The 23060-nt window shown below is 38.3% G+C and carries 29 protein-coding genes; 2 read left to right on the forward strand and 27 right to left on the reverse strand.

Features of this window, described 5'->3' with window-relative positions; translation table 11 throughout:
- The first annotated feature begins 21 nt into the window (after positions 1 to 21).
- Both F959_RS10265 and F959_RS10270 read left to right on the forward strand, forming a co-directional pair.
- On the forward strand, positions 22 to 678 hold the full coding sequence (locus F959_RS10265; RefSeq protein WP_004879857.1) for an AzlC family ABC transporter permease: 657 nt from the start codon (positions 22 to 24) through the stop codon (positions 676 to 678).
- Positions 675 to 1001 (forward strand): AzlD domain-containing protein, encoded by a 327-nt coding sequence (locus F959_RS10270; RefSeq protein ID WP_004879860.1) that lies wholly within the window; start codon positions 675 to 677, stop codon positions 999 to 1001. Before F959_RS10265 ends, F959_RS10270 begins: the two co-directional genes overlap by 4 nt.
- A 70-nt stretch (positions 1002 to 1071) precedes the next feature.
- Here the strand turns inward: F959_RS10270 and F959_RS10275 are convergent, their stop codons facing one another.
- The 27 genes from F959_RS10275 to F959_RS10405 form a co-directional block, all read right to left on the reverse strand.
- Positions 1072 to 1437, reverse strand: a complete 366-nt coding sequence (locus F959_RS10275) for a lipopolysaccharide assembly protein LapA domain-containing protein (protein ID WP_004879862.1) — start codon at positions 1435 to 1437, stop codon at positions 1072 to 1074.
- Positions 1438 to 1455: 18 nt separating this feature from the next.
- Positions 1456 to 1758, reverse strand: coding sequence for an integration host factor subunit beta (locus tag F959_RS10280; protein WP_004879864.1), 303 nt, complete (start codon positions 1756 to 1758; stop codon positions 1456 to 1458).
- A gap of 157 nt (positions 1759 to 1915) precedes the next feature.
- Positions 1916 to 3598 carry a 30S ribosomal protein S1 gene (rpsA, locus tag F959_RS10285; RefSeq protein WP_004879865.1) on the reverse strand — a complete coding sequence of 561 codons (1683 nt, stop codon included), beginning with the start codon at positions 3596 to 3598 and terminating at the stop codon, positions 1916 to 1918.
- 115 nt (positions 3599 to 3713) lie between these two features.
- A complete protein-coding gene (gene cmk / locus F959_RS10290) occupies positions 3714 to 4394 on the reverse strand; it encodes a (d)CMP kinase (protein ID WP_004879866.1) in 681 nt (226 codons plus the stop codon).
- Positions 4395 to 4407: 13 nt separating this feature from the next.
- Positions 4408 to 4848, reverse strand: a complete 441-nt coding sequence (locus F959_RS10295; protein WP_004879868.1) for an SRPBCC family protein — start codon at positions 4846 to 4848, stop codon at positions 4408 to 4410.
- A 66-nt stretch (positions 4849 to 4914) separates the two neighbouring features.
- The gene (gene tadA / locus F959_RS10300; RefSeq protein WP_004879870.1) at positions 4915 to 5424 is read right to left on the reverse strand and encodes a tRNA adenosine(34) deaminase TadA; all 510 of its coding nucleotides are present in this window, start codon (positions 5422 to 5424) and stop codon (positions 4915 to 4917) included.
- Positions 5425 to 5430: 6 nt separating this feature from the next.
- Positions 5431 to 6552, reverse strand: a complete 1122-nt coding sequence (locus F959_RS10305) for an enoyl-CoA hydratase/isomerase family protein (RefSeq protein ID WP_004879873.1) — start codon at positions 6550 to 6552, stop codon at positions 5431 to 5433.
- Positions 6552 to 7265, reverse strand: a complete 714-nt coding sequence (gene ung, locus F959_RS10310; RefSeq protein WP_004879875.1) for a uracil-DNA glycosylase — start codon at positions 7263 to 7265, stop codon at positions 6552 to 6554. The genes F959_RS10305 and ung overlap by 1 nt, the downstream gene beginning before the upstream one ends.
- A 44-nt stretch (positions 7266 to 7309) precedes the next feature.
- Complete coding sequence (locus tag F959_RS10315) at positions 7310 to 7906, reverse strand: 6-pyruvoyl trahydropterin synthase family protein (protein ID WP_004879878.1); 597 nt, start codon at positions 7904 to 7906, stop codon at positions 7310 to 7312.
- Between the two features lie 107 nt (positions 7907 to 8013).
- Positions 8014 to 8970, reverse strand: coding sequence for a type II secretion system minor pseudopilin GspK (gspK, locus tag F959_RS10320; protein WP_029424827.1), 957 nt, complete (start codon positions 8968 to 8970; stop codon positions 8014 to 8016).
- Between the two features lie 2 nt (positions 8971 to 8972).
- Complete coding sequence (gspJ, locus tag F959_RS10325; protein ID WP_004879882.1) at positions 8973 to 9710, reverse strand: type II secretion system minor pseudopilin GspJ; 738 nt, start codon at positions 9708 to 9710, stop codon at positions 8973 to 8975.
- Positions 9710 to 10216, reverse strand: a complete 507-nt coding sequence (gene gspI, locus F959_RS10330; protein WP_004879884.1) for a type II secretion system minor pseudopilin GspI — start codon at positions 10214 to 10216, stop codon at positions 9710 to 9712. Before gspI ends, gspJ begins: the two co-directional genes overlap by 1 nt.
- A complete protein-coding gene (locus tag F959_RS10335; RefSeq protein ID WP_029424830.1) occupies positions 10206 to 10781 on the reverse strand; it encodes a type II secretion system protein in 576 nt (191 codons plus the stop codon). The genes gspI and F959_RS10335 overlap by 11 nt, the downstream gene beginning before the upstream one ends.
- A 303-nt stretch (positions 10782 to 11084) precedes the next feature.
- Positions 11085 to 11693, reverse strand: a complete 609-nt coding sequence (locus tag F959_RS10340) for a TetR/AcrR family transcriptional regulator (RefSeq protein ID WP_017196661.1) — start codon at positions 11691 to 11693, stop codon at positions 11085 to 11087.
- 40 nt (positions 11694 to 11733) lie between these two features.
- A complete protein-coding gene (locus F959_RS10345) occupies positions 11734 to 12507 on the reverse strand; it encodes a TatD family hydrolase (RefSeq protein WP_004879890.1) in 774 nt (257 codons plus the stop codon).
- A gap of 25 nt (positions 12508 to 12532) precedes the next feature.
- Positions 12533 to 12877, reverse strand: coding sequence for a PilZ domain-containing protein (locus F959_RS10350; RefSeq protein ID WP_004879891.1), 345 nt, complete (start codon positions 12875 to 12877; stop codon positions 12533 to 12535).
- Between the two features lie 312 nt (positions 12878 to 13189).
- The gene (locus F959_RS10355) at positions 13190 to 14170 is read right to left on the reverse strand and encodes a DNA polymerase III, delta' subunit (protein WP_004879894.1); all 981 of its coding nucleotides are present in this window, start codon (positions 14168 to 14170) and stop codon (positions 13190 to 13192) included.
- A 6-nt stretch (positions 14171 to 14176) separates the two neighbouring features.
- Positions 14177 to 14938: a 3-deoxy-manno-octulosonate cytidylyltransferase gene (gene kdsB / locus F959_RS10360; protein WP_004879897.1), complete on the reverse strand. Its 762-nt coding sequence runs from the start codon at positions 14936 to 14938 to the stop codon at positions 14177 to 14179.
- 9 nt (positions 14939 to 14947) lie between these two features.
- Positions 14948 to 15961, reverse strand: coding sequence for a tetraacyldisaccharide 4'-kinase (lpxK, locus tag F959_RS10365; protein ID WP_004879898.1), 1014 nt, complete (start codon positions 15959 to 15961; stop codon positions 14948 to 14950).
- A gap of 2 nt (positions 15962 to 15963) precedes the next feature.
- Positions 15964 to 17691 carry a lipid A export permease/ATP-binding protein MsbA gene (gene msbA / locus F959_RS10370; protein ID WP_004879901.1) on the reverse strand — a complete coding sequence of 576 codons (1728 nt, stop codon included), beginning with the start codon at positions 17689 to 17691 and terminating at the stop codon, positions 15964 to 15966.
- On the reverse strand, positions 17688 to 18116 hold the full coding sequence (locus tag F959_RS10375) for an ExbD/TolR family protein (RefSeq protein WP_004879903.1): 429 nt from the start codon (positions 18114 to 18116) through the stop codon (positions 17688 to 17690). Before F959_RS10375 ends, msbA begins: the two co-directional genes overlap by 4 nt.
- Before the next feature lie 15 nt (positions 18117 to 18131).
- Complete coding sequence (locus F959_RS10380; protein ID WP_004879905.1) at positions 18132 to 18761, reverse strand: MotA/TolQ/ExbB proton channel family protein; 630 nt, start codon at positions 18759 to 18761, stop codon at positions 18132 to 18134.
- A gap of 47 nt (positions 18762 to 18808) precedes the next feature.
- Positions 18809 to 19696 (reverse strand): ParB/RepB/Spo0J family partition protein, encoded by an 888-nt coding sequence (locus F959_RS10385; protein WP_004879906.1) that lies wholly within the window; start codon positions 19694 to 19696, stop codon positions 18809 to 18811.
- Positions 19693 to 20475 carry a ParA family protein gene (locus F959_RS10390; protein WP_004879909.1) on the reverse strand — a complete coding sequence of 261 codons (783 nt, stop codon included), beginning with the start codon at positions 20473 to 20475 and terminating at the stop codon, positions 19693 to 19695. The genes F959_RS10385 and F959_RS10390 overlap by 4 nt, the downstream gene beginning before the upstream one ends.
- A gap of 18 nt (positions 20476 to 20493) precedes the next feature.
- The gene (gene rsmG / locus F959_RS10395; protein ID WP_004879910.1) at positions 20494 to 21129 is read right to left on the reverse strand and encodes a 16S rRNA (guanine(527)-N(7))-methyltransferase RsmG; all 636 of its coding nucleotides are present in this window, start codon (positions 21127 to 21129) and stop codon (positions 20494 to 20496) included.
- A gap of 175 nt (positions 21130 to 21304) precedes the next feature.
- Entirely contained in the window at positions 21305 to 21994 is a 690-nt protein-coding gene (gene murU / locus F959_RS10400; RefSeq protein WP_004879912.1) for an N-acetylmuramate alpha-1-phosphate uridylyltransferase MurU, read from the reverse strand.
- A complete protein-coding gene (locus F959_RS10405; protein ID WP_004879915.1) occupies positions 21994 to 23007 on the reverse strand; it encodes an aminoglycoside phosphotransferase family protein in 1014 nt (337 codons plus the stop codon). The genes murU and F959_RS10405 overlap by 1 nt, the downstream gene beginning before the upstream one ends.
- Positions 23008 to 23060: the final 53 nt, after the last annotated feature.

Raw genomic sequence — 23060 nt, forward strand, 5'->3', positions numbered from 1 at the left:
CGTTTGTTATAGAAATCTGATATGTCTAATAAAATACACTATGGTCTAATCAGAGCGATTATTTTGATCTCAATTGCCACAGGCATCGTTGGGATTTCATTAGGTGCTGTAGCTGCCAGTTTCAATATACCGCTCTGGATTCCACTTATTCTTTCGCTGACAGTTCTTGCTGGTGCTGCTGAATTTACGTTTGTTGGTATGATTGCAACAGGTGCAAACCCTATTTTTGCAGCATTCACAGGTATTCTCATCAATTTACGACACTTACCATTTGGACTATCCGTTGCTGATTTTATAGAAAAAAATGCTTTACGTTTTGTCGCCTACCACATCATGAATGATGAAAGTGTTATGTTTGGATTGAGCCAAAAACAACCAGCTTTAAAAAAATCAGCATATTGGATGTGTGGAATAGGTATCGCTATTCTTTGGCCAGTCGGCGTAATCATTGGTTATTTATTAAGTCAGAATATTCCAAATATTTATGCCTTCGGGATTGATGCGGCATTTCCTGCCATTCTCTTTGCATTGATACTTCCTCTGTTGAAAAATAAAACGACTCGAAACAGAGTATTTCTAGGCAGTGGGTTATCTTTAGCCTCTATTCCTTTTTTACCGACAGGCCTACCAGTTTTACTTTCTATGTTTGGTTTACTCCTAGGGAGAAAATCAAAATGAAATACGATACAGTTTATATAGTTGCAGGCATTGCGATCTTATCAATCGGAACTTATCTCATTCGATATTCTGGCATTTACCTTGCGAATCGAATTGCCTTTAAAGAGCATCATCGACAAATGCTTTCAGATTCAGCTTGCGTTCTTTTATTTACACTAGCTATATTCAATACAATTTTTACAGAGAATGAATTTAGTGGAATAAGCAAAATAATTGGCGTTTCGGTTGCAATTTTATTTGCTTGGAAAAGATACTCTTTGATTGTTGTTATTTTAGTCGCAATCGTAGTAACAGCAACTTTAAGATATTTAGGTTTTTCTTAGTAAAAAAATAGCTCCTTGATTAACACAAAGAGCTATTTTTTAGATTATAAATAATCTTAGAATTCTTTAATTACAGTGGAGTACGAGATTGACCTTCAGGATTAATATCCAGAACAGTTTTCTCATGCCTTACACTTGCAGCAGCTTCAGCAGCAGCCTGTTGTGCAAGTTGAATCTGCTCTTTTCTAAGGTGATCAATATCTTTACGTAAACGCTTGATTTCCCAACTTGTTTGGAACACTCGGAAAACCTGAACACCCAACAATAAACCAACAACAATTCCTAATGCTAGGGTTAACAAAAGTAATAAACCCAAACGCATTGCAGGAACTTGAGTAAATAATAGATCTACTTGTAATTCCGCTGGATTCTGAAGAACCAAGGCTAAAGCATAGCCAAAAATAGCAACGAGTAATGCAATTAATACATAGCGCATAAGCTGCACCTCTCTTTTTTATTTAGCTGATTCGTTTACCGCATCACGAAGTGCTTTACCAGGTTTGAAATGAGGAACTGCTTTTGCCGCAACATCAACTGCTCTACCTGTCTTAGGATTACGACCTAAACGTGGTTCACGGTGATGTAAAGCAAAGCTACCAAAACCACGAATTTCAATACGATCACCACTCGAAAGTGCTTCGATCATCTGATCAATCATGATCTTAACTGCATCTTCAACCAAAGGCTCAGCTAAGTGTGGGTTTTTAAGTGCAATCCGTTCAATTAAATCAGATTTATTAAGTGCTTCAGTCGTCATTGATGACCTCTTTAATTATCGCTACTTCTCAATGTTTTTAATAATAACCTGTTTAAATACAAAACGGTAGCGCAGTACATCAATACTACGCTACCGTTTACAGTATTTTTGTATAAAAAAGTACGTCTCTGTTACAAGAAACGTACCTTTTAACAAATTACTTCATTTGAGCTTTAATTAAGTCACCAATAGTCTTAGGACCATTGCTTTCTGCAGCTTGAGTAGCAGCAGCTTGACGAGCGTTGTTCACAGCTTCTTTCTCTTCAGCTTCGTCTTTCGCTTTGATAGACAAGTTGATAGAGCGTGATTTACGATCAACGTTAATGATCTTCGCTTCAACTTCTTGACCAACTTCTAAGAATTTAGTCGCATCTTCAACGCGATCACGGTTGATTTCAGATGCTTTAAGAGTTGCTTCGATGTCATCAGCTAACTTAACTGTAGCGCCTTTAGCGTCAACAGCAGTTACAGTACCTTTAACTAAAGCACCACGTTCATTCGCAGCTAAGAAGTCATTGAATGGGTCGCTGTTTAATTGCTTGATACCAAGGCTGATACGGTTACCTTCAGCGTCTACAGATAAGATAACTGCTTCAACTGTGTCACCTTTCTTGTAACGACGGATAGCTTCTTCGCCTTGTTCGTTCCAAGAAATATCAGATAAATGCACTAAACCGTCGATACCACCAGATAAACCGATGAAGATACCGAAGTCAGTGATTGACTTGATCGTACCAGAAACTTTTTCGCCTTTTTCATTAGACTTAGCAAACTCTTCCCATGGGTTAGCACGAGTTTGTTTGATACCTAAAGAAATACGACGACGTTCTTCGTCAACTTCAAGAACCATAACATCAACTTCGTCACCGATCTGAACTACTTTAGATGGGTGGATGTTTTTGTTTGTGTGGTCCATTTCTGAAACGTGTACTAAACCTTCAACGCCTTCAGCGATTTCAGCAAAGCAACCGTAGTCAGTTAAGTTAGTTACGCGTGCTTTAACGATAGAACCTTTAGGATAACGGCTCATGATCGCTAACCATGGATCTTCGCCTAATTGCTTAAGACCTAATGATACGCGGTTACGCTCACGGTCAAACTTAAGTACTTTAACAGTAACTTCTTGACCAACTTCAACCACTTCTGAAGGGTGCTTAATACGCTTCCAAGCCATATCTGTGATATGAAGAAGACCATCAATACCGCCAAGATCAACGAACGCACCGTAATCAGTAAGGTTCTTGATCGTACCAGTAACTGTTTGACCTTCTTCAAGTTGAGCAAGTAATGCTTCACGGTCAGCTGAAGATTCAGCTTCCATAACTGCACGACGAGATACAACAACGTTGTTACGTTTAGCATCAAGTTTGATTACTTTGAACTCTAACTCTTTACCTTCAAGGTGAGTTGTGTCACGGATAGGACGAGTGTCAACTAAAGAACCTGGTAAGAATGCACGTACAGGACCGATGTCAACAGTGAAACCGCCTTTAACCTTACCAGAGATAACACCAGTAACGATTTCGCCGTCTTCAAAGATTTTCTCAAGTTTAGTCCAAGTTTCAGCACGCTTCGCTTTTTCACGTGATAAAACTGTTTGACCCATACCGTTGTCAAGTGCTTCAACAACTACGTCAACAGTATCGCCAACTTGAACTTCAAGTTCACGTTGTTCATTTAAAAATTCAGCACGGTCAACTACGCCTTCAGATTTAAGGCCAGTGTCAACAGTAACCCAGTCAGAATCGATACTAACAACAGTACCTTGGATGACTGCACCCTTTTCAACGTTGAGGTTTAATTCACTTTCTTCAAAGAGGGCTGCAAAAGATTCGGTCATGATATACCTGATAAAGTCCGCGGTCTTGGATCAGACAAGGCCGGTTTAGTTAAGTTGTTACATTGTCCAAAAAATCTGATCAAGCAATGCTTCAACTGATAAAAAAACTGTGTATCTATTTTATACAGCTATTGATATAGTCAACCATTAACTGAAACACCTCATCGATGCCTATTGTAGAACTATCAATGATATACGCGTCATCAGCTGGCTTAAGCGGAGCAACTGTACGCTCCATATCTCGCTTATCTCTAGCTTGTATGTTAGATAAAATGTCGCTTATTTTAGCATCAAGACCCATGCCCTGCAACTGTTTTACGCGTCTCTCAGCCCGAGACTCAGCCGAAGCAGTTAAATAAATTTTCGCTTGGGCTTCTGGAAAAATAGAAGTTGCCATGTCACGGCCATCAGCAACTAAACCAGGTGCTTGAATAAATGCACGTTGTCGTTCAAATAATGCTTTACGCAGTTCAGGAACAGCAGCAACTTTAGATGCGTACTCGCCCACTTGTTCAGTTCTAATCGTATTTGTTACATCAATTCCATCTAGGAAAATCAAAATCGAGTTTTCAGTTGACTTGAATTCGATATTTAAATTCAATGCACAATCAACACATTGGCTAAGTGCTGTATCAAGCTGATCCAACAATCCTTTTTGAAACAATGACAGCCCAAGCAAACGATAGAGTGCGCCAGAATCTAATAAATTAAAATGATAATGTGCGGCAATTTTTGCAGCCAATGTACCTTTACCAGATCCACTCGGACCATCAATCGTAATAATATGAACTGTCATTCCAATCTCTTTTTTATGAAGCAACTGATTTGGCTAATTTAGAAAATCCTAGTGTAATGGCTGCTTTTAGTTGTGCAAGAACTAATTTGCTTACAAAAGGTGCTTTTGCTGTTAATTCAATCTTATAAGTCACAAGCGTGATGTATGGCGTGATTTCTTTAAAGTCAATTTGTCCCAAATGATGTTTTACCAATGGGTTATTAATCAACTTATATTCGATACGTTTATTTTCTTCTAATAACGTAATTTCTTCTTGCAGCGGCTTAATTGGGCCAAAACCCATACGACGAACAGAGCCAACACCATCAGGGCGTTGCGGATCAGCAGAATTTTTTACACGTACCACTTGAACTGGAGCGAAAGCTTTGTTGTAAGTTGAATGTTTTGACAATAATTCAAAAACTTCAGAAATCGGAGCATTAAATTCTTTTTTTACAGTGATTGCATTACGCATAACTTCGCCTTTTTGATCTAACCAAAATCATGGGAGGCTTAGTGTGCCACAACTAATGAAACATTTTTAATCATTTAAGGACGTTTTAGATAAACGATTTTTCTTTTTTTCATCTCTTCTTTTCTTGAAAAAATGACTTAATTGATTTGAGCATTGCTGCTGCATACAGCCATGCTCAAACGTAAACTTATGGTTGTAATATCCGTTCTCTAGTAACTGTCGAGCACTCACTAAAGAACCAGCTTTAGGTTCGGTTGTTGCAAAAACAACTTTTTGCACACGCGCATGAACCAATGCACCTACGCACATCGTGCAAGGTTCAAGAGTTACATAAAGAACAGCATCATCAGGAAGGCGGTAATTTTGAATTGACGTACAAGCAGAACGTAATGCTTGAATTTCAGCATGAGCTGTCGGATCAGACAGTTTAATCGGAGCGTTATAACCTGCACCAATAATCTTACCATCACTTACAATCACTGCTCCAACTGGAATTTCCCCATCTGCCGCAGCTAATGCAGCCTGCTCGTAAGCAAACTGCATCCAATATTCATCGTCTATATTTCTTTCAGTCATGACAAATTATGAAACAACGCCATATTGTCTCAACAATGCATTCCAGCTATCAATATCTGTTACTGGAGGATGATCTGACAAAATATCTTTTAAGGTAATTTTTTCAGCAGCTTTCCATTCTGGTGAAAGATCCTTATCCACCAAACGTGCACGTACACCTTCTACAAAGTCTGGATGGCGTATTTTCCAATCTGAAATTTGCGCTTCAAGAGCAAAAACCTCATCCCAAGCATGACCTTGCTTGCCCCACTGCCATAACAACCATGTGATTGCGGCAGTGCTTGGAGAACCCTTCTGTAAATTCTCACTTGCTTGACGTAACCAGTCACTACTCGCTTCGCTCAAACCGATGATGGCTTGATAGTCATATTCAAAGCTTTGTCCACGACATACGCTATGAATAACATCAATAGAATTTTGCAATGGCCCAGAAGCTACAGGTCTGTGTAAACTATTTAAAGTGTCATCAATTGCACGAAATGCGCCTGCTGGATAATGATTCCAGTCAACATTGAGAACTTTTTGAAGCACGTTATCTCGTTGAGCCTCACAAATATGTGTCGCCCAGCCAATGCTAAATGCACCAGCAGCCGTCATGATCGAACCAGTTAGACCTGTAAATAGACCAATTTGTCCACGATCAGCTAAAAAACGACTACCACCTACATCTGGATATAAACCGATATTGATTTCTGGCATTGCCAAACGTGAATATGGCGTAACTAGACGGAATGGAGCTGCCATAAACAGCCCAAGACCACCACCCATCACATAGCCTTCACCCCAAACGACAATTGGCTTAGCATAATTATGAAGTAATAAATCTAAAGCATATTCCTGCTCAAAAAATTTGTTTGCAGTATCAACTTCATTATTAATAACTAATTGACGAAGTTTACGAACATCACCACCTGCGCAGAATGCTTTAGGCGTTGTTGAATCAAACCAAATCGCTTTTACACTTTCATCGACGTGAAAGTCTTCAAACACTTTCAACAAGGCACTAACAATAGATTCATCTAATGCGTGTAAAGATTTTGGTCTGTTAAGACGAACAATACGCCAACCATTTTTTGCCTGTTCGATAACTAAATCAGGATGATAGCTACTTAAATCGGGAGAAGTCATTATGCGTCCAATTGCCAGTCTATAGGCTCAATGCCATGTTGTTTCAAATAATCATTTGTTTTTGAAAACACTTTACAACCAAAAAAACCACCTCTATTCGCTGAAAGCGGAGATGGATGCGCTGCAGTCAGCACAAGGTGTTTATTGCGATCAATGCGTTGCCCTTTACGTTGCGCATAAGCACCCCATAAGATAAAGACAACTCGCTCACGTTGTTCATTTAACGTATCAATCACAGCATCGGTGAAGTCTTCCCATCCTTGCTTTTGATGTGATGTCGGCTGCCCAGCAGCAACTGTAAGTACACTATTTAACAACAATACACCCTGAGCCGCCCATTTACTTAAATCTCCATGACGAGAAATAGGCACAGCTAAGTCAGTATGTAACTCATGAAAAATATTACGCAAAGATGGAGGTAATGCAACCCCTCTTTGTACAGAAAAACTTAAGCCATTCGCCTGATTTGGGCCATGATAAGGATCTTGTCCCAAAATTACGACCTTCACATTATTTAACGGCGTAGTGTTGAATGCATTAAAAATTTGCTTACTTGGCGGATAAATCGTTTTCTGTGCAAGTATCTCTTGTTGCAAAAATTCACGCAAATTATCCATCTTCTGACTGAGAAGAAAATCTGATAGTGAAGTTTTCCATGAGTCATCCAACTGAACTTTATTTAATTTGTCCTGCTGTTGTTCAGTAAATTGCATCAAAATTCCTTGAAATTAATTCGCTCAATAAATTGATAAAGTATTTAAATATTTACTTGTAGTTCTACATTCGGGTTTTGAAACTTCATACCATTTTTCAGTTTTTCATACATCTGCGTATCGCTCCACTCGGACTGTACTTGTTCAGAAAAAATGATTTGCTCTAAATCCAACAAGCCCATTTGCTCATTATCGATATCTTCTTGGAAGCTTTGAGCATAGCCCGTATCTGTCTCATGCACGATCACAGAATACACCTCAACATCACCCTCACCATTCTGAGTAGAAGTCGAGTTTAATACTTGTTGAGCAATGAAAAAGAAAATACGTGAAAACTGCTCTGCCGAAGGTGAAACTGGTAAGGAAATCCAGCGAGCACTAAACGTTTTACATGCATCTATGTACGCGGCATCATCTTTTTGCCAGAAACAAATCGCATGGTCAAAACTATCAAACAACTCTTTAATGACGCCTTTTAAAAGACCAAAATCATAAACCATTTGTCCATGATCAAGCTTTGACGCTTTTAATAATAATTCAACTTTATAACTATGCCCATGAATCGAACGCTTACAACGATCCGATGTACAATTTCGTACAATATGAGCATTTTCAAACTTAAATAATTTACGAATTAACATGCACCAAGCTAATCTTTATCTGCAAACGAATTTTATTATAAAGCAAAAGAACTAGCATTGGGATTGATTTTAAATCTTGTCACCATTTGCAAACTCAATGATGAAAATTAATTAAAAGGTGCAAGACTTCTTGAGTAAACAGTAACTTGCCTATCTTTTCTCACCATAGAGCTAGTAAATTGGCGTTTCCGTTCGCTTAAAACAACTTCAATTTGAGCAGTGAAATAATTTGATTTGCTATCTAACAGCCCTGCAACATCATTTTTTGTCTGATCCTCAACCCCAGAAAAAGCATTTAACTTCCACAAATCATCAACATTATTAAAATAAGTTAAATTAGAGAGTTTTGCTTTTAATTCTTGATCGAGTGCGTTTACATCCACTCTTGGATCTATACTTGCCAATAATAAGGCCGATGCAGTATTCATGTTGACTTTAGTTTGCTCTGGTAAAGCCGTCACATAAGGCTTAATCAAATCATAGTTTTTACCTTCAAAGCCTTTGACAAGCTTCAACTCATCAACATTATGAAACATTGTATTCGATGCCAAATAAGCAGGATTTAAACCTTGATAATAGTTACTCTCAGCCCCCATAGCACCAGTCGTTTCATCATCACTGTCCTGCCAATCAATTACAGCCTGACTTAATTCTGCTGGAAGCCCAACTCGCTGCAAAAGTTTTTCAAACCAACGCTTGGCTGCTTCATCAACTTTACCATCAGATTTAACCAAATTATTCAGGTTAAATTTACCAGATTCATCTAATAAACGACCAGATACAGCACCATCTTCAACTGAAAATGGGGGCATAGGCTTTGCCCAATTTTCCTGTAAATGATCAATACTGCTGCCGTTATCACTGTCTTGAATCAATAACTCAGAAAAAAAAGCTTCAGCACTCTTGGCATATAGTAAAGACTGATCTTGCCGCATCAAATATCCTGTATTTTCAGCAGTATTTGATTGTCGCTTTGCGATAGTTGCAGCCAAAATAGTCGCTAAAGCAACCATAACCAAAATCGTTAATAATGCAACGCCATGTTGTGATTGATTCTTTATCATCATTATTGACCATCCTGATTGGTACGAAGCAGACTATAAATCCATTCATAATCTGTTCCTGCTACCGTAAGCTGGATTTTCAATCCTAATGGTAGCTTTTTTAGTTCTACTACATTATTTGGATCATTGATATTTTCTGGCCATTGGGTTAATTCTTGAGGATTCAAAACAGTTACTTTAAATTGATCTACATTTTCAAGCAAAGTACTTGAAACAGGTTGAATACGATTTGGGATATTCAAGTTTGAATATTTAAGTCTATATACTTTTTTCTGTGCCGAATCATAACGATACTCTATTCGCTCATAAGGTGACAAACCTTGCTTTAGAGGATCTGAGACACCCGCCTTACTGAACATAAAACTTCTATCGTTGAGCACCAAAGCAGCCTGTATTTGCCTCCCATCATTTGCTGTTAAAGGAATAATTTGCAAACTGTCTCTTAAAATTTGCTGATACGCATCTTGCAATTCAAATAAATGTGTCTCATGTTCAGCATTACGATCTTTGACTTTAAGCAGATAATCAAAAACCTTCCAACCCATCATTGAAAGCACAGCAAAAATTGCGATCGCAACCAACAGCTCCACTAAGGTAAATCCTAAAACTGATTTCTGACGAGCAATGCTCGACCTTACTGCAAAGCAGGGAACTAAGCTTCGAGTGTTTGAATTAACCAAGTCAAACTTTGGTTGAGCACTAGAAACTGATGAAATACCAAACACATTTTTATTATTCATTATGTTCTAGCTTTTGCTGGATAATTAAAAAATACAACATTAGTAATTCCCGCTTCTACTTTGCCTTGATCAGCATTAAATAAGCTAACTTGCAGTTCAATACGTTGTATTTTGGGGCTAATCGTTGATTGTGCTTTTTTATCAATTTGCCACGTTTCACCTTGAGAGGTCACTTGTTTAGATTGAGTTCCATCTAGCCACTCTTGGTTCATTTCCATCGTGGCAACTTCATTCATAGCAACAAACTGTGCTTTGGTCCGTAAAATTGCATTTGAAGTCGACTGAGTGTATTGCATCGCTATTTTTGTTAAAGCAATTGCTGCGACTGCAAAGATAGCCAATGCGACCATAACTTCAAGCAAGGTAAATCCTGAGACACGATTAAATCGAGCAACGCTTGATCGTGTCGCAAGACGAGAAGCTATGCTTTGAGTTGCAGGATGAGCCAAACATAATTTCGTCTGAGTACCTGAAAGAACACTATGTTTTGAGTATCTAATTTTCATTTACTTTACCCAAGTGATCTAACTCGAATTCGTGCCCAATTGCTTGTTGCTGATAATAAAACTGAATCCGAACAGGTTTAACCTCACCATTGCCAAGCCAAATTAACTGAGGTGCCTTACCACCCAACAAATCTTCATTGTTAGCTTTTGGATAACTCTCATTATCCAGACTTTCAATGCTAAATGAAACTTGCTCAGGTAGCTGACGTGTTTTGAATTCTACATAAGGCTGCCAAGTCCGATCTTCTTGTTGAATTTGTTCTTTGCTCTGATCGTGATATTCAAACAAATTATAGCTAAACGGTGCGACATCAGTCGCATTCTGTGTATTTAAAGCAAATACCTTAGCTTGATCCGTTGCTTCTTTATTAATCTTTTTTAGATCTAAAATAAACATCTCACGGGCTTGCATCGCTCTACGCTGGTCAACACCACCAATATTCAATACAACCAAAGATGCCATAATCGTCATGATCACAATAACGACCATAACCTCAATCAAGGTAAATCCTGAGACACGATTAAATCGAGCAACGCTCGATCGCGTCGCAAGTCGAGAAGCTATACTTTGAGTTACAGGCTTAGTTAAACGTTTCTCCCTGAAAAGCCCAGCTTCGCAAGAAGGCAAAGCTCTATGCTCGAAGTGAGCAAATTTTCGTCGAACAACGCGCGGTTCTACCGCACAAGAAGCTACACTTCGAGTGTGAGGATGAACAAGATGAAATTTTGTCTGGGTATTAGACATAGAACTATGCTCAGGGTTGACGCATTTAAATCGAGCATAGCTTGAAACTTTAGCAAACCGAGAAATAAGATGTCGTTTGCTTCTTTGTCGACTATGCTGCGAGCAGTTCATTGTATTGACCAACTATGTCGTAATTGTTTCAAGTTGCTTCGGCATGGCTAAAGCTTGTTCGATATATGCAACTCGCAGAGTATCTCTTGAACCAAGATAACGCTGGTAAAAACTTGAATTGAGAATAACGGCAGCGCCATAAGTCAAAGACCAAATGGATGCTAAATAATCACGCGTTGTCATCGTACTATTAATATCCAACAAATAGCTTTCTGTCATACGAATAATAATACGCAAACGCTGACGACGAACTTTATATAACTCACTAAATAATAGCTGTATACCTTGACCTGTTGTCGATAAACGCTCTTCTATCTGATGAAATAATGCTGTGCGTTCAGGATGATGTAAATGATGCAACATAAAGAAAGCCAAATGTTCAGGAAAACTTTTTTCAGTGTCCTGAATCATTTCCAAAAGCATTCGCTCATTACGAATGATTAACAACATATACAATTCATCTTTACTTTGAAAGTGTTTGTATAATGTGCCTTTGGCAAGATCTAACTCTGCTGCAAGAGCATCCAAGGTCATGCCTGCTTCACCATTTTCTAATAGGAGTTGCTCAGCGATTTGAAAAATTAATACTTCTCGTGCTCTAAACTGAGCTTGACGATCCATTTTCACGTGATAACTCTCTTCCTAGTACAACAATAACCGTTTATTTCAAATTTAAGAGATTCTCGAAATTTTGTGTGGTAATCATACCAATCTCTTCAAGCGATTTATCATATACATCACTTAGTGCTTTTGCTACATAAGGAACATATTTTGGTTCATTCGTTTTACCGCGATATGGCACAGGTGCTAAATAAGGACTATCTGTTTCTATTAGCACTCGATCAAGTGGTACTTGTTTTGCAACATCTCGCAAATCTTGGGCATTTTTAAATGAAATAATCCCAGAGAAAGAAATATAGTAGCCACAATCCAACACAGCTTTGGCTGTTTCCCAGTCTTCAGTGAAGCAATGTAAAATACCATGTGTCGATTGTTCAGTTCTAATGATATCAACAGTATCGTGTTTAGCTGATCGGGTGTGTACAACAACTGGTTTCTTTACTATTTTTGAAGCCTGTATATGACGAGCAAAGCATTGTTTTTGTTCTGTAATAAAATCTGTACTGTGATAATAATCCAAGCCAGTTTCACCTAGCGCCCAAACTTTTTCAGATTGGGCTAGTTCAACCAAATAGTCTGTTGTTGCTCTTGTCATCACATGATCATCTTCACAAGGATGCACGCCTACGGTATATCCAACATCGTGATGACGAGATGCGATTTCTGCCAATTTAATATGATCATCAAGATCAACTGAAATCCCCATGAACTTCGAAACACCTGCAAGTCGAGCTTGTTCAAGTGCTTGATCTAAGTTTCCTTCATAAGGACTTAAATCCAACATGGTTAAATGGCAATGCGTATCAACAAACACTATTTTTTCCTATCTACGACTATAATTACATTGTATAACTTGGGCGATCTAAAGCCTTAGATCCTGCCAACAATTTTTCAGCTTCATTTTTATAATACACACCTTTTTCTCCCACAAGCTGGATTGCAAAGCCTTGTGGTTTAAAATGAGTATGTTTTTGAGAAATCCAAATTACTTTCCCTGTGAGTGGTATTTTCTGAGATTGTTCTGGTAAGGTCGCCAGCACGAAAACTTCTTGCCCCATTTTCACAGCTTGTTTAGTTGGAACAAATAAACCTCCGCCTTGAACAAAAGGCATATAGCTAGATTGCAAGGTTGCTTTATCAGGAATATTTACCTGTATAATCCCACCCATCATTTGCGGCTGCATAACATTCCCCTGTTAAATTTAAACTTAAATCATTCTTATATAACTAAATATTCTAAAAATCGATCAAATATATATTCCATTTGATTGATTATGAATAATCAGATTGCAAAAAACCGTAGACAAAAATTACGTTATTTCTTGATTTGATTATAAGAAACATTAGATGAAACAACAAACAATGTTTTGCATCTAACTCCCTCATCAAACTGCATATGCACAGCAATTAAACACATATTTTTCATAACACATCTAGTGAAATAAAAAACAGAGCCTATGCTCTGTTCTTATTTAACAACTCATAACACAATCATTCTAGGAAACATTCATAAGTTGGATAAATAACTCATCCATAACCAATTGAGTTTGAACATTTTGCTCTACCATCAGCTTTTTATGTTGTAAATCACTATAAATCTCAAAAAGTTTTTCTAAATCATAGCATTCGGCTAATGCTTGAAAATCCAAATCATAGTTACGCGTTGATTGATTGAGCTTCAAACTAATCAAATCACCTAGCAGATATTCAAACATGGTGACAAACTCTGAGAAATTCAGCTCTTTAGACCACTTAGCAGAATAGTTCAAAGGCATATTTTTTTCAGAGACTAGTTTCAGCCAATCACTTAAAAAGTTACTTCGCTTAGAAAGCCATTCACTTTGTTGAAGTTCGATTGCGCTTAATGGCATATCATTTGCCAAATTTAGTAGCAATGAAACTTGCTCTGCGGAAATATCTGGTAATTGCTGCTGAACAAACTGCTGAGCATCCTGAATCGTTAAACGATCTAAAGCAAAATGCTGTAGACGACTACGAATCGTCGCCGGTAATTTTAAATAGTGATCTGCTAACAGAATAAGAACAACGCGCTCACCAGGTTCTTCCAATGTTTTTAGTAAAGCATTAGAGGATGCAATATTGAGTGCTTCAGCTGGTTCGATCACAACCACACGCCAGCCCTCACCGGTTTGTTGAACAAATGGAAGTAAATCTCGAATTTTTTCGATTTTTATTTTCGCATTTTGTTTCTTATTTTCTTCATCTGTTGTGATGTGAACATAATTAGGATGTGTATCCGATTTCAACCACTGACAGCTACTACACTCACCACACGCTGATTGAGCTTTTTTATTTAAACACAGCACCCAAGCGACAAAACGTTGTGCAAACTCTCGTTTTGCACAGCCTTCCTTGCCATAGAAAAGTAAGCCATGCCCAATATCGGGAAAACGTGTTGTTAACAGCTCCCAAGTTTGTTCATGCCAAGGATAAATCATCGGATGTAAATCGACCATTATATATTATTCAAATAAGCTTACAGGCATTGCATTTAGACGATCTAAATCAGCTTGCGTATCTACGCCAGGTGGTAAGTTAGCCTCAGCTACGGCTATTGCAATACGATGACCATTCTCTAATACACGTAGCTGCTCTAAACTTTCTAACTTTTCAAGCTTACCTTGATCCCAAGTTACATATTCTTGTAGTAACTTCACACGATAGGCATATAAGCCTAAATGACGAAATGCTTGATCATGTAGTTTAGCTTCTGTTTCTTTTGCACCATCACGATCATAAGGAATAGTTGCTCGACTAAAATACAATGCTTCATTACGATTGCTCATGACAACTTTTACAATGCTATCACGGTGAAACTCATCCAGACTATGGATCGACTCGCACAAAGTAGACATCGAACATTGTGGATTATCAACCAAGAGCTGAGATACTTGTTGTACTAGTTGTGCAGGTAATAATGGTTCATCACCTTGTACATTGACAATAATATCATCCTGCGCCCAGCCTTTTAGACGAGCAACTTCACTGAGACGATCTGTACCAGAAGGATGATCCGCACTTGTTAATACAACATCTACCCCCTCTGCACGACAAACTTCTGCAATTCGCTCATCATCCGTAGCAACACACAAATCATCAAACCCTGCTACTTTTTTAGCTTGATCCACCACACGTAAAATCATTGGACGACCATGAATTAGTAATAATGGCTTCGCTGGCAAACGTGAACTCGCAAAACGAGCAGGAATAACAATATGTTTCATGATAGTGCTCTAAAAAAATTGAATACCGACTTGTTGTAATTGTTGTTTCAACAACTCATAACAATCGGATGATAGAACTGCTTCAACAGGAACAACCCAAATCGGGATATTAAAATTAGGGTTTTGTGATAATAATGCCTTAAATTTCACAGCATCTTTTTCAGTCGTAATGATTGCATCCTGATTATCAAAAGTTAAGTCTGAAATCTCATAATCATGGTGATCTGGAAATTCATGTGCTTGGTACTGAATCACGCCAATTTGACTCAATGTTTGATAAAAACGTTCAGGAAAACCTATTCCTACGACAGCATTAAAATATTTTTCTCGGTCAAACAAAACAGAATCAAGATTTTTATTTAACAGATAAGGCAAGCCTATTTGTAAATGCATATTATTGGAAACTTGAGCAGCTTTAGCTTTGGTATGGTAAATAACAGTACTATGCGATAAACGAGCTTTTGGTTCACGCAAATAACCTTCAGGTAATAATCTTTCATTACCCAAACCTCGATTCTGATCTAGCACGATCCATTCAATCTGACGATCAAGTGCCCAATGCTGAAGACCATCATCACTAATAATCAAATCTAATGTATGAGATTGCAATAACAACTCTATAGAGGCTTGGCGATTAGGCCCAACAGCCATAGGCACACTGGTAGACTGTACAATCAATGCTGGCTCATCCCCAACAGTATCTGGTTCTGATAAACGATTAACCAATGCTGGGAAAGGCCCTTGCCCCCCATAACCACGACTGATCACGCCAACGCGGATATTATGCTGTTGTAAATGCTTAACCAACTGAATTAATAAAGGTGTTTTACCACTACCGCCTACAGTAATATTACCAATCACCATCACTGGTACTGGCGCTTTATAAACAGTTTTAATGCCAGATTTATACAGAGATTTATTCAGATTAAATCCGAGTCGATACAACCATGACAATGGACGCAACACAATTAACCATGAGGCTTGTTTATTCCAAGCATCCTGTATATGTTGCGCTAAAGACATCCTTAGTTTTCCTCAAAATTACGTTCATGCAACTGATAGTACATACCATTTTTTGCAAGTAATTCTGCATGTGTACCTTGTTCAACAATCTGTCCTTTATCCATCACCACAATCAAATCAGCATTTTCAACAGTAGATAAACGGTGTGCAATCACAATCGTAGTACGGCCCTGCATTGCCTCATCAAATGCTTGCTGGATAAAATATTCAGATTCGTTATCTAAGGCACTCGTAGCCTCATCCAAAATTAAAATTGGAGAGTCTTTTAAAATAGCTCTCGCAATTGCAAGACGCTGACGCTGACCACCAGACAAGTTTAGACCCTGCGCACCCAAAATAGTGTCATAGCCTTGAGGAAGGTTCATAATAAAGTCGTGTGCATAAGCTGCTTTCGCCGCAGCAATTACTTGCTTATCACTTGCATCTTGTAATTGACCATAAGCGATGTTGTCACGAACTGAACGATTAAAAAGTACAACTTGCTGATTCACCATCGCAATTTGTGAGCGCAAACAAAGTAATTCAATATCTTTTACGGGAATATCATCAAAATAAATTTGCCCACTGCTCAACTCTTGGAAGCGAGGTAACATATTTACTAGAGAAGTTTTTCCTGCACCCGACCGTCCGACCAGCGCAACTGTTTGCCCTGCACGAATATCTAAAGAAAAATCTTTAATCGCTTTCGTGCCATCCTCATATTGCAAGCTTGCTTGATCAAAGCGAATATTACCCTTTAGCTCAGGTTTAAGCTGACCGTTGTTTTCTTCTTCAGGTAAATCGAGTAATTCAAAAACAGAATGTGCCGCTGCTAGTCCACGCTGTAATTTTTCATTAATATCAGTTAAGTTTTTAACTGGTTTTGAAATTAAACCAGCAGCAGTGATATATGAAACAAATTCACCTGCAGAGGTGTCACCAAACACTTGTGGTCTCAAAGCCAGCCAAAGAATTACAGCCATCGCACACGACAGAATCAATTGAACAATTGGACTGTTAATATTTTGAACAACAACCATTTTTAAACCACGACGAAGGTTCTCTTCAGATGATTTATAAAAACGTTGTTGTTCAAATGCTTCGCCAGTAAAACTCTTTACAACAGAGTTACCGTTAATCGTTTCTTGCACGACATGGTTTACATCACCCATCGTGTTTTGAACTTGAATAGACAGCTTGCGCATACGTTTAGCCGCCACACGAACAAGAATTCCAATCACAGGCATGAAAACGATAATACAAAGTGTTAAACGCCAATTGGTGTAAAGCAAATAACTTAATAGACCAATGACGATCAAGCCATCTTTAACTAAAGTTTGTAATGAATCAGAAGATGCGGCAGTCAGCTGTTGAACGTTGTACATCAACTTAGCGCTAATATGACCTGACGTATTATCTAAATAATACTGTGCAGGGAGTCTTAATAGCTTTGCATAAACTTCTTGACGAATACTAAATACCAATCGTCTTGAAATAACCGCTGTAAAGTACCCACCAAGGAATAAACCCACACCACGAAAAAACATCAACAAAACGATGAGTACTGGAAACCAATCTAAGTTTTCACGACTACCATTTTGTATAGCATCAATAATATATTTAAGAAGTTTCGCAACAGAAACTTCTGTAGCAGCGTTGATTCCAAAACCGATCAATACAAATAAGGCTACGCCCCAATAAGATTTTAAATAAGCTAAAAGGCGAACATAAACCTTAAAATCTTGATTCACTCGGTGAAACCTCTAGTTGGAACTTTTGTGCTGATATTGACGTTTACAAAACCTAATTGGCCTGCAACATCCATAACTCGAATTACATCTTGATGAGTTGCCTTAGCATCCGCCGCGATAATAAACATAAAATCTCTGCGGTCTTGTGCAACTTGCTTAATTGCAGTGCTGAGATCAGCAACATCTTTGGAGGATAATGCTTGACCATTCACGGAATAATGCCCTGTGGAGTCTACCATGATTTCAATTTTATGATCGAATTGTTTAGGTGGAACACCCTGAGCATCTGGCAATGTTAGATTTATACGGCTTTGCTGACTAAAAGTCGTTGAAAGTAATAAAAACACCAAAATAAATAACATACAGTCAATCATTGGTGTCAAATTAATATGAATATCTTCAACTTGAGAACGTTTAAATTTCATGAGATCACCTATGCTTTAGCTTGCACGGCGATGTTCTTGAACATGTGGTACTTTTTTATAGAAAAGTGCTGCATGAAACAAAGTTGATTGTTGCTCGAGTTCAGCAACATACTCATGAACAACTCGTTGGAAATATCGATAAGCAATCATCGCTGGAATTGCAATAAGCATCCCCACAGCAGTTGTAATTAGCGCCTTAGAAATACCTGGCATCATTGTACTTGCATTACCTGCTGAACCAACATCGATCACTAGAAATGACTCAATAATACCTAATACAGTACCCAACAAACCAAGTAACGGTGCAATTGCACTTAGTGTACCGAGAAAATTGATATTCTTTTCTAGATGAGTAATTTCTTGAGATGCTGCTGCTTCCATTTGAGCACGAGCAAACTGTTCACCTTGATCCCTATGATCGTAACCAGCTTTTAGGATTCGTCCTAATGGACTGCGCATTGCCTGTTCTTGTTCTAACTTAGCAACAAGTGTTTCTAAATCAGCACCATTTACAAGTAAATCTTGTGGTAAAACTTGTGAGCGCTTTAATCTAAGATAACGCTCTAATGTAATCGCAACCGTAAAAATTGATGAGAGAATGAGAGGCAGCATTAACCAACCGCCAGCCTTTACGAGTTCCCACATATTATTCCCCAATAATATTTAAAATATAACAGGACGCATCCTAAATATTAGTTAGGTAAACAAATATTCAAAATACCATCCAACTCATCCAATGAGTGGTAATGAATGACCATTTTCCCTTTGCCTTTTTGATTATGGTCAATTTTCACATTTGCTCCGAAACGCTCTGAAAGTCTCTGAGTTAAATGCTCAATATCAGGAGAAACTTGCACCTTTTCCTTTTCGGGTTTTGGTTCACTCCACTCACGAACTAATTGTTCAGTTTGACGCACTGACAAATCTTTTTCAATTACGATTTTAGCGACTTCCAATTGATCTTTTGCTTTCAAAGCTAGAATGGCACGGGCATGCCCCATATCAATTTGACCTTGCTGCATAAAATCTTTAATTGGATCAGCCAAGCTTAACAAACGTAATAAGTTACTTACTGTAGTACGAGCTTTGCCAACAGTATCCGCAATTTCCTGATGGCTTAAACCAAATTCATCATGGAAACGTTGTAGTGCAAGCGCTTGATCAATCGGATTTAAATCTTGACGTTGAATGTTCTCAATTAACGCTAAAGCAATTGCAACCTGATCATTTAGATCTCGTACAATCGCAGGAATTTCTGCTAAGCCAGCGAGTTGGGCAGCACGCCAACGACGTTCACCTGCAATGATTTCGTAAGGATGTTGTTCATCATCAACTGGACGGATGACGATTGGTTGCATTACACCATGCTTTTCAATTGATGATGCAAGCTCTTGTAAATCTTGTTCTTGGATAAAACGACGTGGCTGATACTCACCACGTTTTAATAAATTAACATCAATTTGCTTGAGTTGACCATGATCTAAGGCTTGTGCTTCAAGTTGCAATTTTTCTTTTTGAATTGAACCCAACAGCGCATCTAAACCACGACCTTTAGCCAATCCGCGTTTTTTGATGCTCATACCGCACTTCCTTTTTTCACTTTACTTTTCTTCAACATTTCTGCTGCTAAATTCAAATATGCAACTGCGCCTTTTGAGCTTTTCTCAAAATAGATAACAGGCAAACCATGCGCTGGCGCTTCAGCTAAACGAATATTTCTTGGGATAACTGTGTCATAAAGTTTCTTACCAAAATATTGTTCTAATTCAGCCGAAACATCACGCGTCAATGCATTACGTGCATCGTACATGGTACGTAATACCCCTACGATTTCCAAGTTTGGATTGAGGGCTTTTTGTATACGATCAATTGTTTGCGTTAGATCTGCTAAACCTTCCAAAGCATAATATTCACATTGCATTGGAATAATAACACCATTCACAGCCGCCAAGGCATTCACGGTGATTAGACTCAAACTTGGTGCACAATCTACAATAATATAATCGAATGCTGACTCGACTTCCTTCAAAGCATTTTTCAGGATGAACTCACGCCCTTCTTGCTCAGCAATTGCAAGCTCTACACCAGCAAGTTCACGATTTGCACCTAAAACTTTATATCCTACTTCAGCTTTTTGAATTGCTGTTTCGATTGGCACCTCGCCTAACAGCACATCAGTTACAGAATAAAGTAAATCATTCTTTTGAACACCAGACCCCATGGTGGCATTCCCTTGCGAGTCCATATCGACTAACAAGACACGTTTTTTTAAGATCGCCAAAGACGCAGCAAGATTCACTGCTGTTGTGGTTTTCCCTACACCACCTTTTTGGTTTGCAATCGCAATAATTTGAGCCATGATTACCCTTAATATTTTTTATTGAATACGTTGAAGTAAAAGTAAATGACGTTGTTCATCTAATCTCGGTACACGAAGCTCAACAACCTTACAAGAATATTCATCCTTCATTTGTTCAACCTCATCCGTTGGGATTAGACCTTTCATCGCCGCGATAATGCTTTGTTGATGCATATACCGCTGTGCAGCATTTACAAAATCTGTCAGAGATGCAAAGGCTCTACTTGTAATGACATCGAACTGACCAAGTTCACCAATGCTATCTTCATTTTCAACACGTGTTTGAACTGCAATTACATTTGTTAGTTTTAAATCAGCAATAAATTGCTTCAAGAAACGAATCTTTTTTCCATTTGAATCCAATAAGACACATGAACGCTCTGGTTGACATAATGCAATGATCATGCCGGGCATACCACCACCCGTACCAACATCCAACAAACGACCTTTTGGCAAATCTTTTAAAATACTTAAGCTATCTAATAAATGTTTAACCAACATTTCTTTTGGATCGCGAATGGCCGTGAGGTTATAAGCCTTATTCCAAAGCACGAGTGCATCTTGATATTTCAATAAGAGAGTTAAAGCCTCTTCACTTAGATCTAAACCTAGTGCTTGGCTACCTTGCTTTAATTCTTGAAAAAAAGGATGCATAACGGTGTAACATCTCGATAAATTTGCTGTGCAGTATACCGATTTCTGATACAAGACACAGTAGGACTTGTTGAACGATTATGCAGTTAAACATCTATGTTCATGATAAACTGCACAATCCATCAGTTTTTTGTCTTTCCTTATACAAATCAAAGAGTGACAAAAATTAATTTTATTAGCAGATTACACCTTGTTTGATTTGCTGATCAAGTTGTTCTAAGCGATCTGGTGTCCCTACATCAACCCAAATTGCTTGCATTTTTTCAGCTGAAACTTGTTGTTGTTGCATCGCTTGTTTAAGTAAAGGTGCTAACGGTCGTTTGCCATTTTCTAAACCCACAAACATTTTTGGCTTTAATACAGCAACACCGCTATACGTAAGTGCTTCACCGAGTTGATCTTGCTCAAAAGTGTAAGCCAAATCATTCGCTAGAATAAAATCGCCTTTGGTATGTTGTGGCGGGTTATCAACCAACACCAAGTGTGCTTGCTTATCACTTAAATCAACATCCAACAATGTAGAAAAATCCATTGTTGTCCAGACATCACCATTGACCAAAATAAAAGGATCAGTTCCTAGCAATGGTAAAGCATTAATGATGCCTCCTGCCGTTTCCAACCCCTCACCTTCATGAGACCATAATATCGTGACACCGAATTGAGAGCCATCACCCAAAGTATTTGCAAGTTTTTCACCCAACCATGCTGTATTGATGACAATTTCAGTTACACCAATCTTTTGTAACTTTTCAATATGCCAAACAATTAATGGTTTACCACCAACTTCTAGTAAAGGTTTAGGTGTGTTCAAGGTCAGCGGACGCATACGATTGCCCATACCAGCAGCTAGAATCATTGCTTTCATTATGCTGCAACCTCATAGTCACCATATTTGATAATAAACTTTGGCATAACTACATCACGGATAAACTGCATAAAATCATTTAGTTCATCATAACCTTGGCTTTCTTCTAGCAGATACCACATTACACGCGGTAAATCTTTTAAATATCCCGATTTTCCATCACGCTCAAACAAACGAACGAAAATACCTAAAATTTTCAAATGACGTTGAATTGCCATTAAGTCCGCATCACGCTTGAACTGTTCGAAATTACGATTTTCTTTCGCCGCTGCTGGCAATAAGTTATAGAAAACTCCAAACCATTCATAGACACGGTCAGCATTCCACTGCACGTAGGCGTCACGCGTAATGGAAATCAGATCATAAGTATCTGCGCCAATCACAGCATCCTGAAAATCAATCACCCCTAATTCTTGTTCATTTTCAATTTTCATCAAATTACGACTGTGAAAATCACGATGCACAATGACTTGCGGTTGCTGAGTTGCCTCTACAGCTAGGAAATCAAATGCTTGCTCAATTGTTTCTAACTGCTGTTCAGAAGGCTGAATATTCAATGATGGTAACATCCAGTCCGTCAACAAACGCATTTCTGACATCAGTTTGTCATATGAATACTCTGGTAAATATTCTTTAGCATCAATCTGCTGCAATTCAATTAACTGCTTAAAGCTTTGAGCGTAATATTGATCTACCGTCGTATCATTTAACAATGTAGATAAAACCACATCACCAAAATCCTCCAACAGCAACAGTCCTTGATCGAGATCTTTTGCAACGATATGCGGAACACGCACACCATGCTTGTCAAAAAACTCATCAATGGTCACAAATGGAACACAATCTTCTTTTTCAGGCGGCGCATCCATAAGCATATATGTTTTGTTTTGTAACTTAACTCGTGCGTAACGACGAAAGCTCGCATCTCCTGCCAAAAAGCTGATCTCAAATTGATCTGATTGGAGAGTGGCTTGAAGCCAAGTTTGTATCAATTGTTCACGTTGTGTATTCATTTGCAATAAAATCTAAAACTAGCTGAGATTTTGAAAGCTTAAGTGTAGCCACT

Origin of the sequence: Acinetobacter venetianus RAG-1 = CIP 110063 (assembly GCF_000368585.1) — a bacterium.
GTDB classification, from domain to species: domain Bacteria; phylum Pseudomonadota; class Gammaproteobacteria; order Pseudomonadales; family Moraxellaceae; genus Acinetobacter; species Acinetobacter venetianus.

Bases quoted from the DNA above. Each gene is read 5' to 3' on its own strand.
- F959_RS10270 (WP_004879860.1), top strand. From the start codon at position 675: ATGAAATACGATACAGTTTATATAGTTGCAGGCATTGCGATCTTATCA.
- F959_RS10275 (WP_004879862.1), bottom strand. From the start codon at position 1,437: ATGCGCTATGTATTAATTGCATTACTCGTTGCTATTTTTGGCTATGCT.
- gspK (WP_029424827.1), bottom strand. From the start codon at position 8,970: ATGATAAAGAATCAATCACAACATGGCGTTGCATTATTAACGATTTTG.
- F959_RS10405 (WP_004879915.1), bottom strand. From the start codon at position 23,007: ATGAATACACAACGTGAACAATTGATACAAACTTGGCTTCAAGCCACT.
- F959_RS10280 (WP_004879864.1), bottom strand. From the start codon at position 1,758: ATGACGACTGAAGCACTTAATAAATCTGATTTAATTGAACGGATTGCA.
- F959_RS10375 (WP_004879903.1), bottom strand. From the start codon at position 18,116: ATGAAATTTAAACGTTCTCAAGTTGAAGATATTCATATTAATTTGACA.
- murU (WP_004879912.1), bottom strand. From the start codon at position 21,994: ATGAAAGCAATGATTCTAGCTGCTGGTATGGGCAATCGTATGCGTCCG.
- rsmG (WP_004879910.1), bottom strand. From the start codon at position 21,129: ATGCATCCTTTTTTTCAAGAATTAAAGCAAGGTAGCCAAGCACTAGGT.
- tadA (WP_004879870.1), bottom strand. From the start codon at position 5,424: ATGACTGAAAGAAATATAGACGATGAATATTGGATGCAGTTTGCTTAC.
- F959_RS10315 (WP_004879878.1), bottom strand. From the start codon at position 7,906: ATGTTAATTCGTAAATTATTTAAGTTTGAAAATGCTCATATTGTACGA.
- gspI (WP_004879884.1), bottom strand. From the start codon at position 10,216: ATGAAAATTAGATACTCAAAACATAGTGTTCTTTCAGGTACTCAGACG.
- F959_RS10385 (WP_004879906.1), bottom strand. From the start codon at position 19,696: ATGAGCATCAAAAAACGCGGATTGGCTAAAGGTCGTGGTTTAGATGCG.
- lpxK (WP_004879898.1), bottom strand. From the start codon at position 15,961: ATGTCTTTAGCGCAACATATACAGGATGCTTGGAATAAACAAGCCTCA.
- F959_RS10340 (WP_017196661.1), bottom strand. From the start codon at position 11,693: ATGGATCGTCAAGCTCAGTTTAGAGCACGAGAAGTATTAATTTTTCAA.
- F959_RS10355 (WP_004879894.1), bottom strand. From the start codon at position 14,170: ATGGTCGATTTACATCCGATGATTTATCCTTGGCATGAACAAACTTGG.
- gspJ (WP_004879882.1), bottom strand. From the start codon at position 9,710: ATGAATAATAAAAATGTGTTTGGTATTTCATCAGTTTCTAGTGCTCAA.
- F959_RS10295 (WP_004879868.1), bottom strand. From the start codon at position 4,848: ATGCGTAATGCAATCACTGTAAAAAAAGAATTTAATGCTCCGATTTCT.
- F959_RS10350 (WP_004879891.1), bottom strand. From the start codon at position 12,877: ATGCAGCCGCAAATGATGGGTGGGATTATACAGGTAAATATTCCTGAT.
- F959_RS10305 (WP_004879873.1), bottom strand. From the start codon at position 6,552: ATGACTTCTCCCGATTTAAGTAGCTATCATCCTGATTTAGTTATCGAA.
- kdsB (WP_004879897.1), bottom strand. From the start codon at position 14,938: ATGAAACATATTGTTATTCCTGCTCGTTTTGCGAGTTCACGTTTGCCA.
- rpsA (WP_004879865.1), bottom strand. From the start codon at position 3,598: ATGACCGAATCTTTTGCAGCCCTCTTTGAAGAAAGTGAATTAAACCTC.
- F959_RS10265 (WP_004879857.1), top strand. From the start codon at position 22: ATGTCTAATAAAATACACTATGGTCTAATCAGAGCGATTATTTTGATC.
- cmk (WP_004879866.1), bottom strand. From the start codon at position 4,394: ATGACAGTTCATATTATTACGATTGATGGTCCGAGTGGATCTGGTAAA.
- ung (WP_004879875.1), bottom strand. From the start codon at position 7,265: ATGCAATTTACTGAACAACAGCAGGACAAATTAAATAAAGTTCAGTTG.
- F959_RS10380 (WP_004879905.1), bottom strand. From the start codon at position 18,761: ATGTGGGAACTCGTAAAGGCTGGCGGTTGGTTAATGCTGCCTCTCATT.
- F959_RS10390 (WP_004879909.1), bottom strand. From the start codon at position 20,475: ATGGCTCAAATTATTGCGATTGCAAACCAAAAAGGTGGTGTAGGGAAA.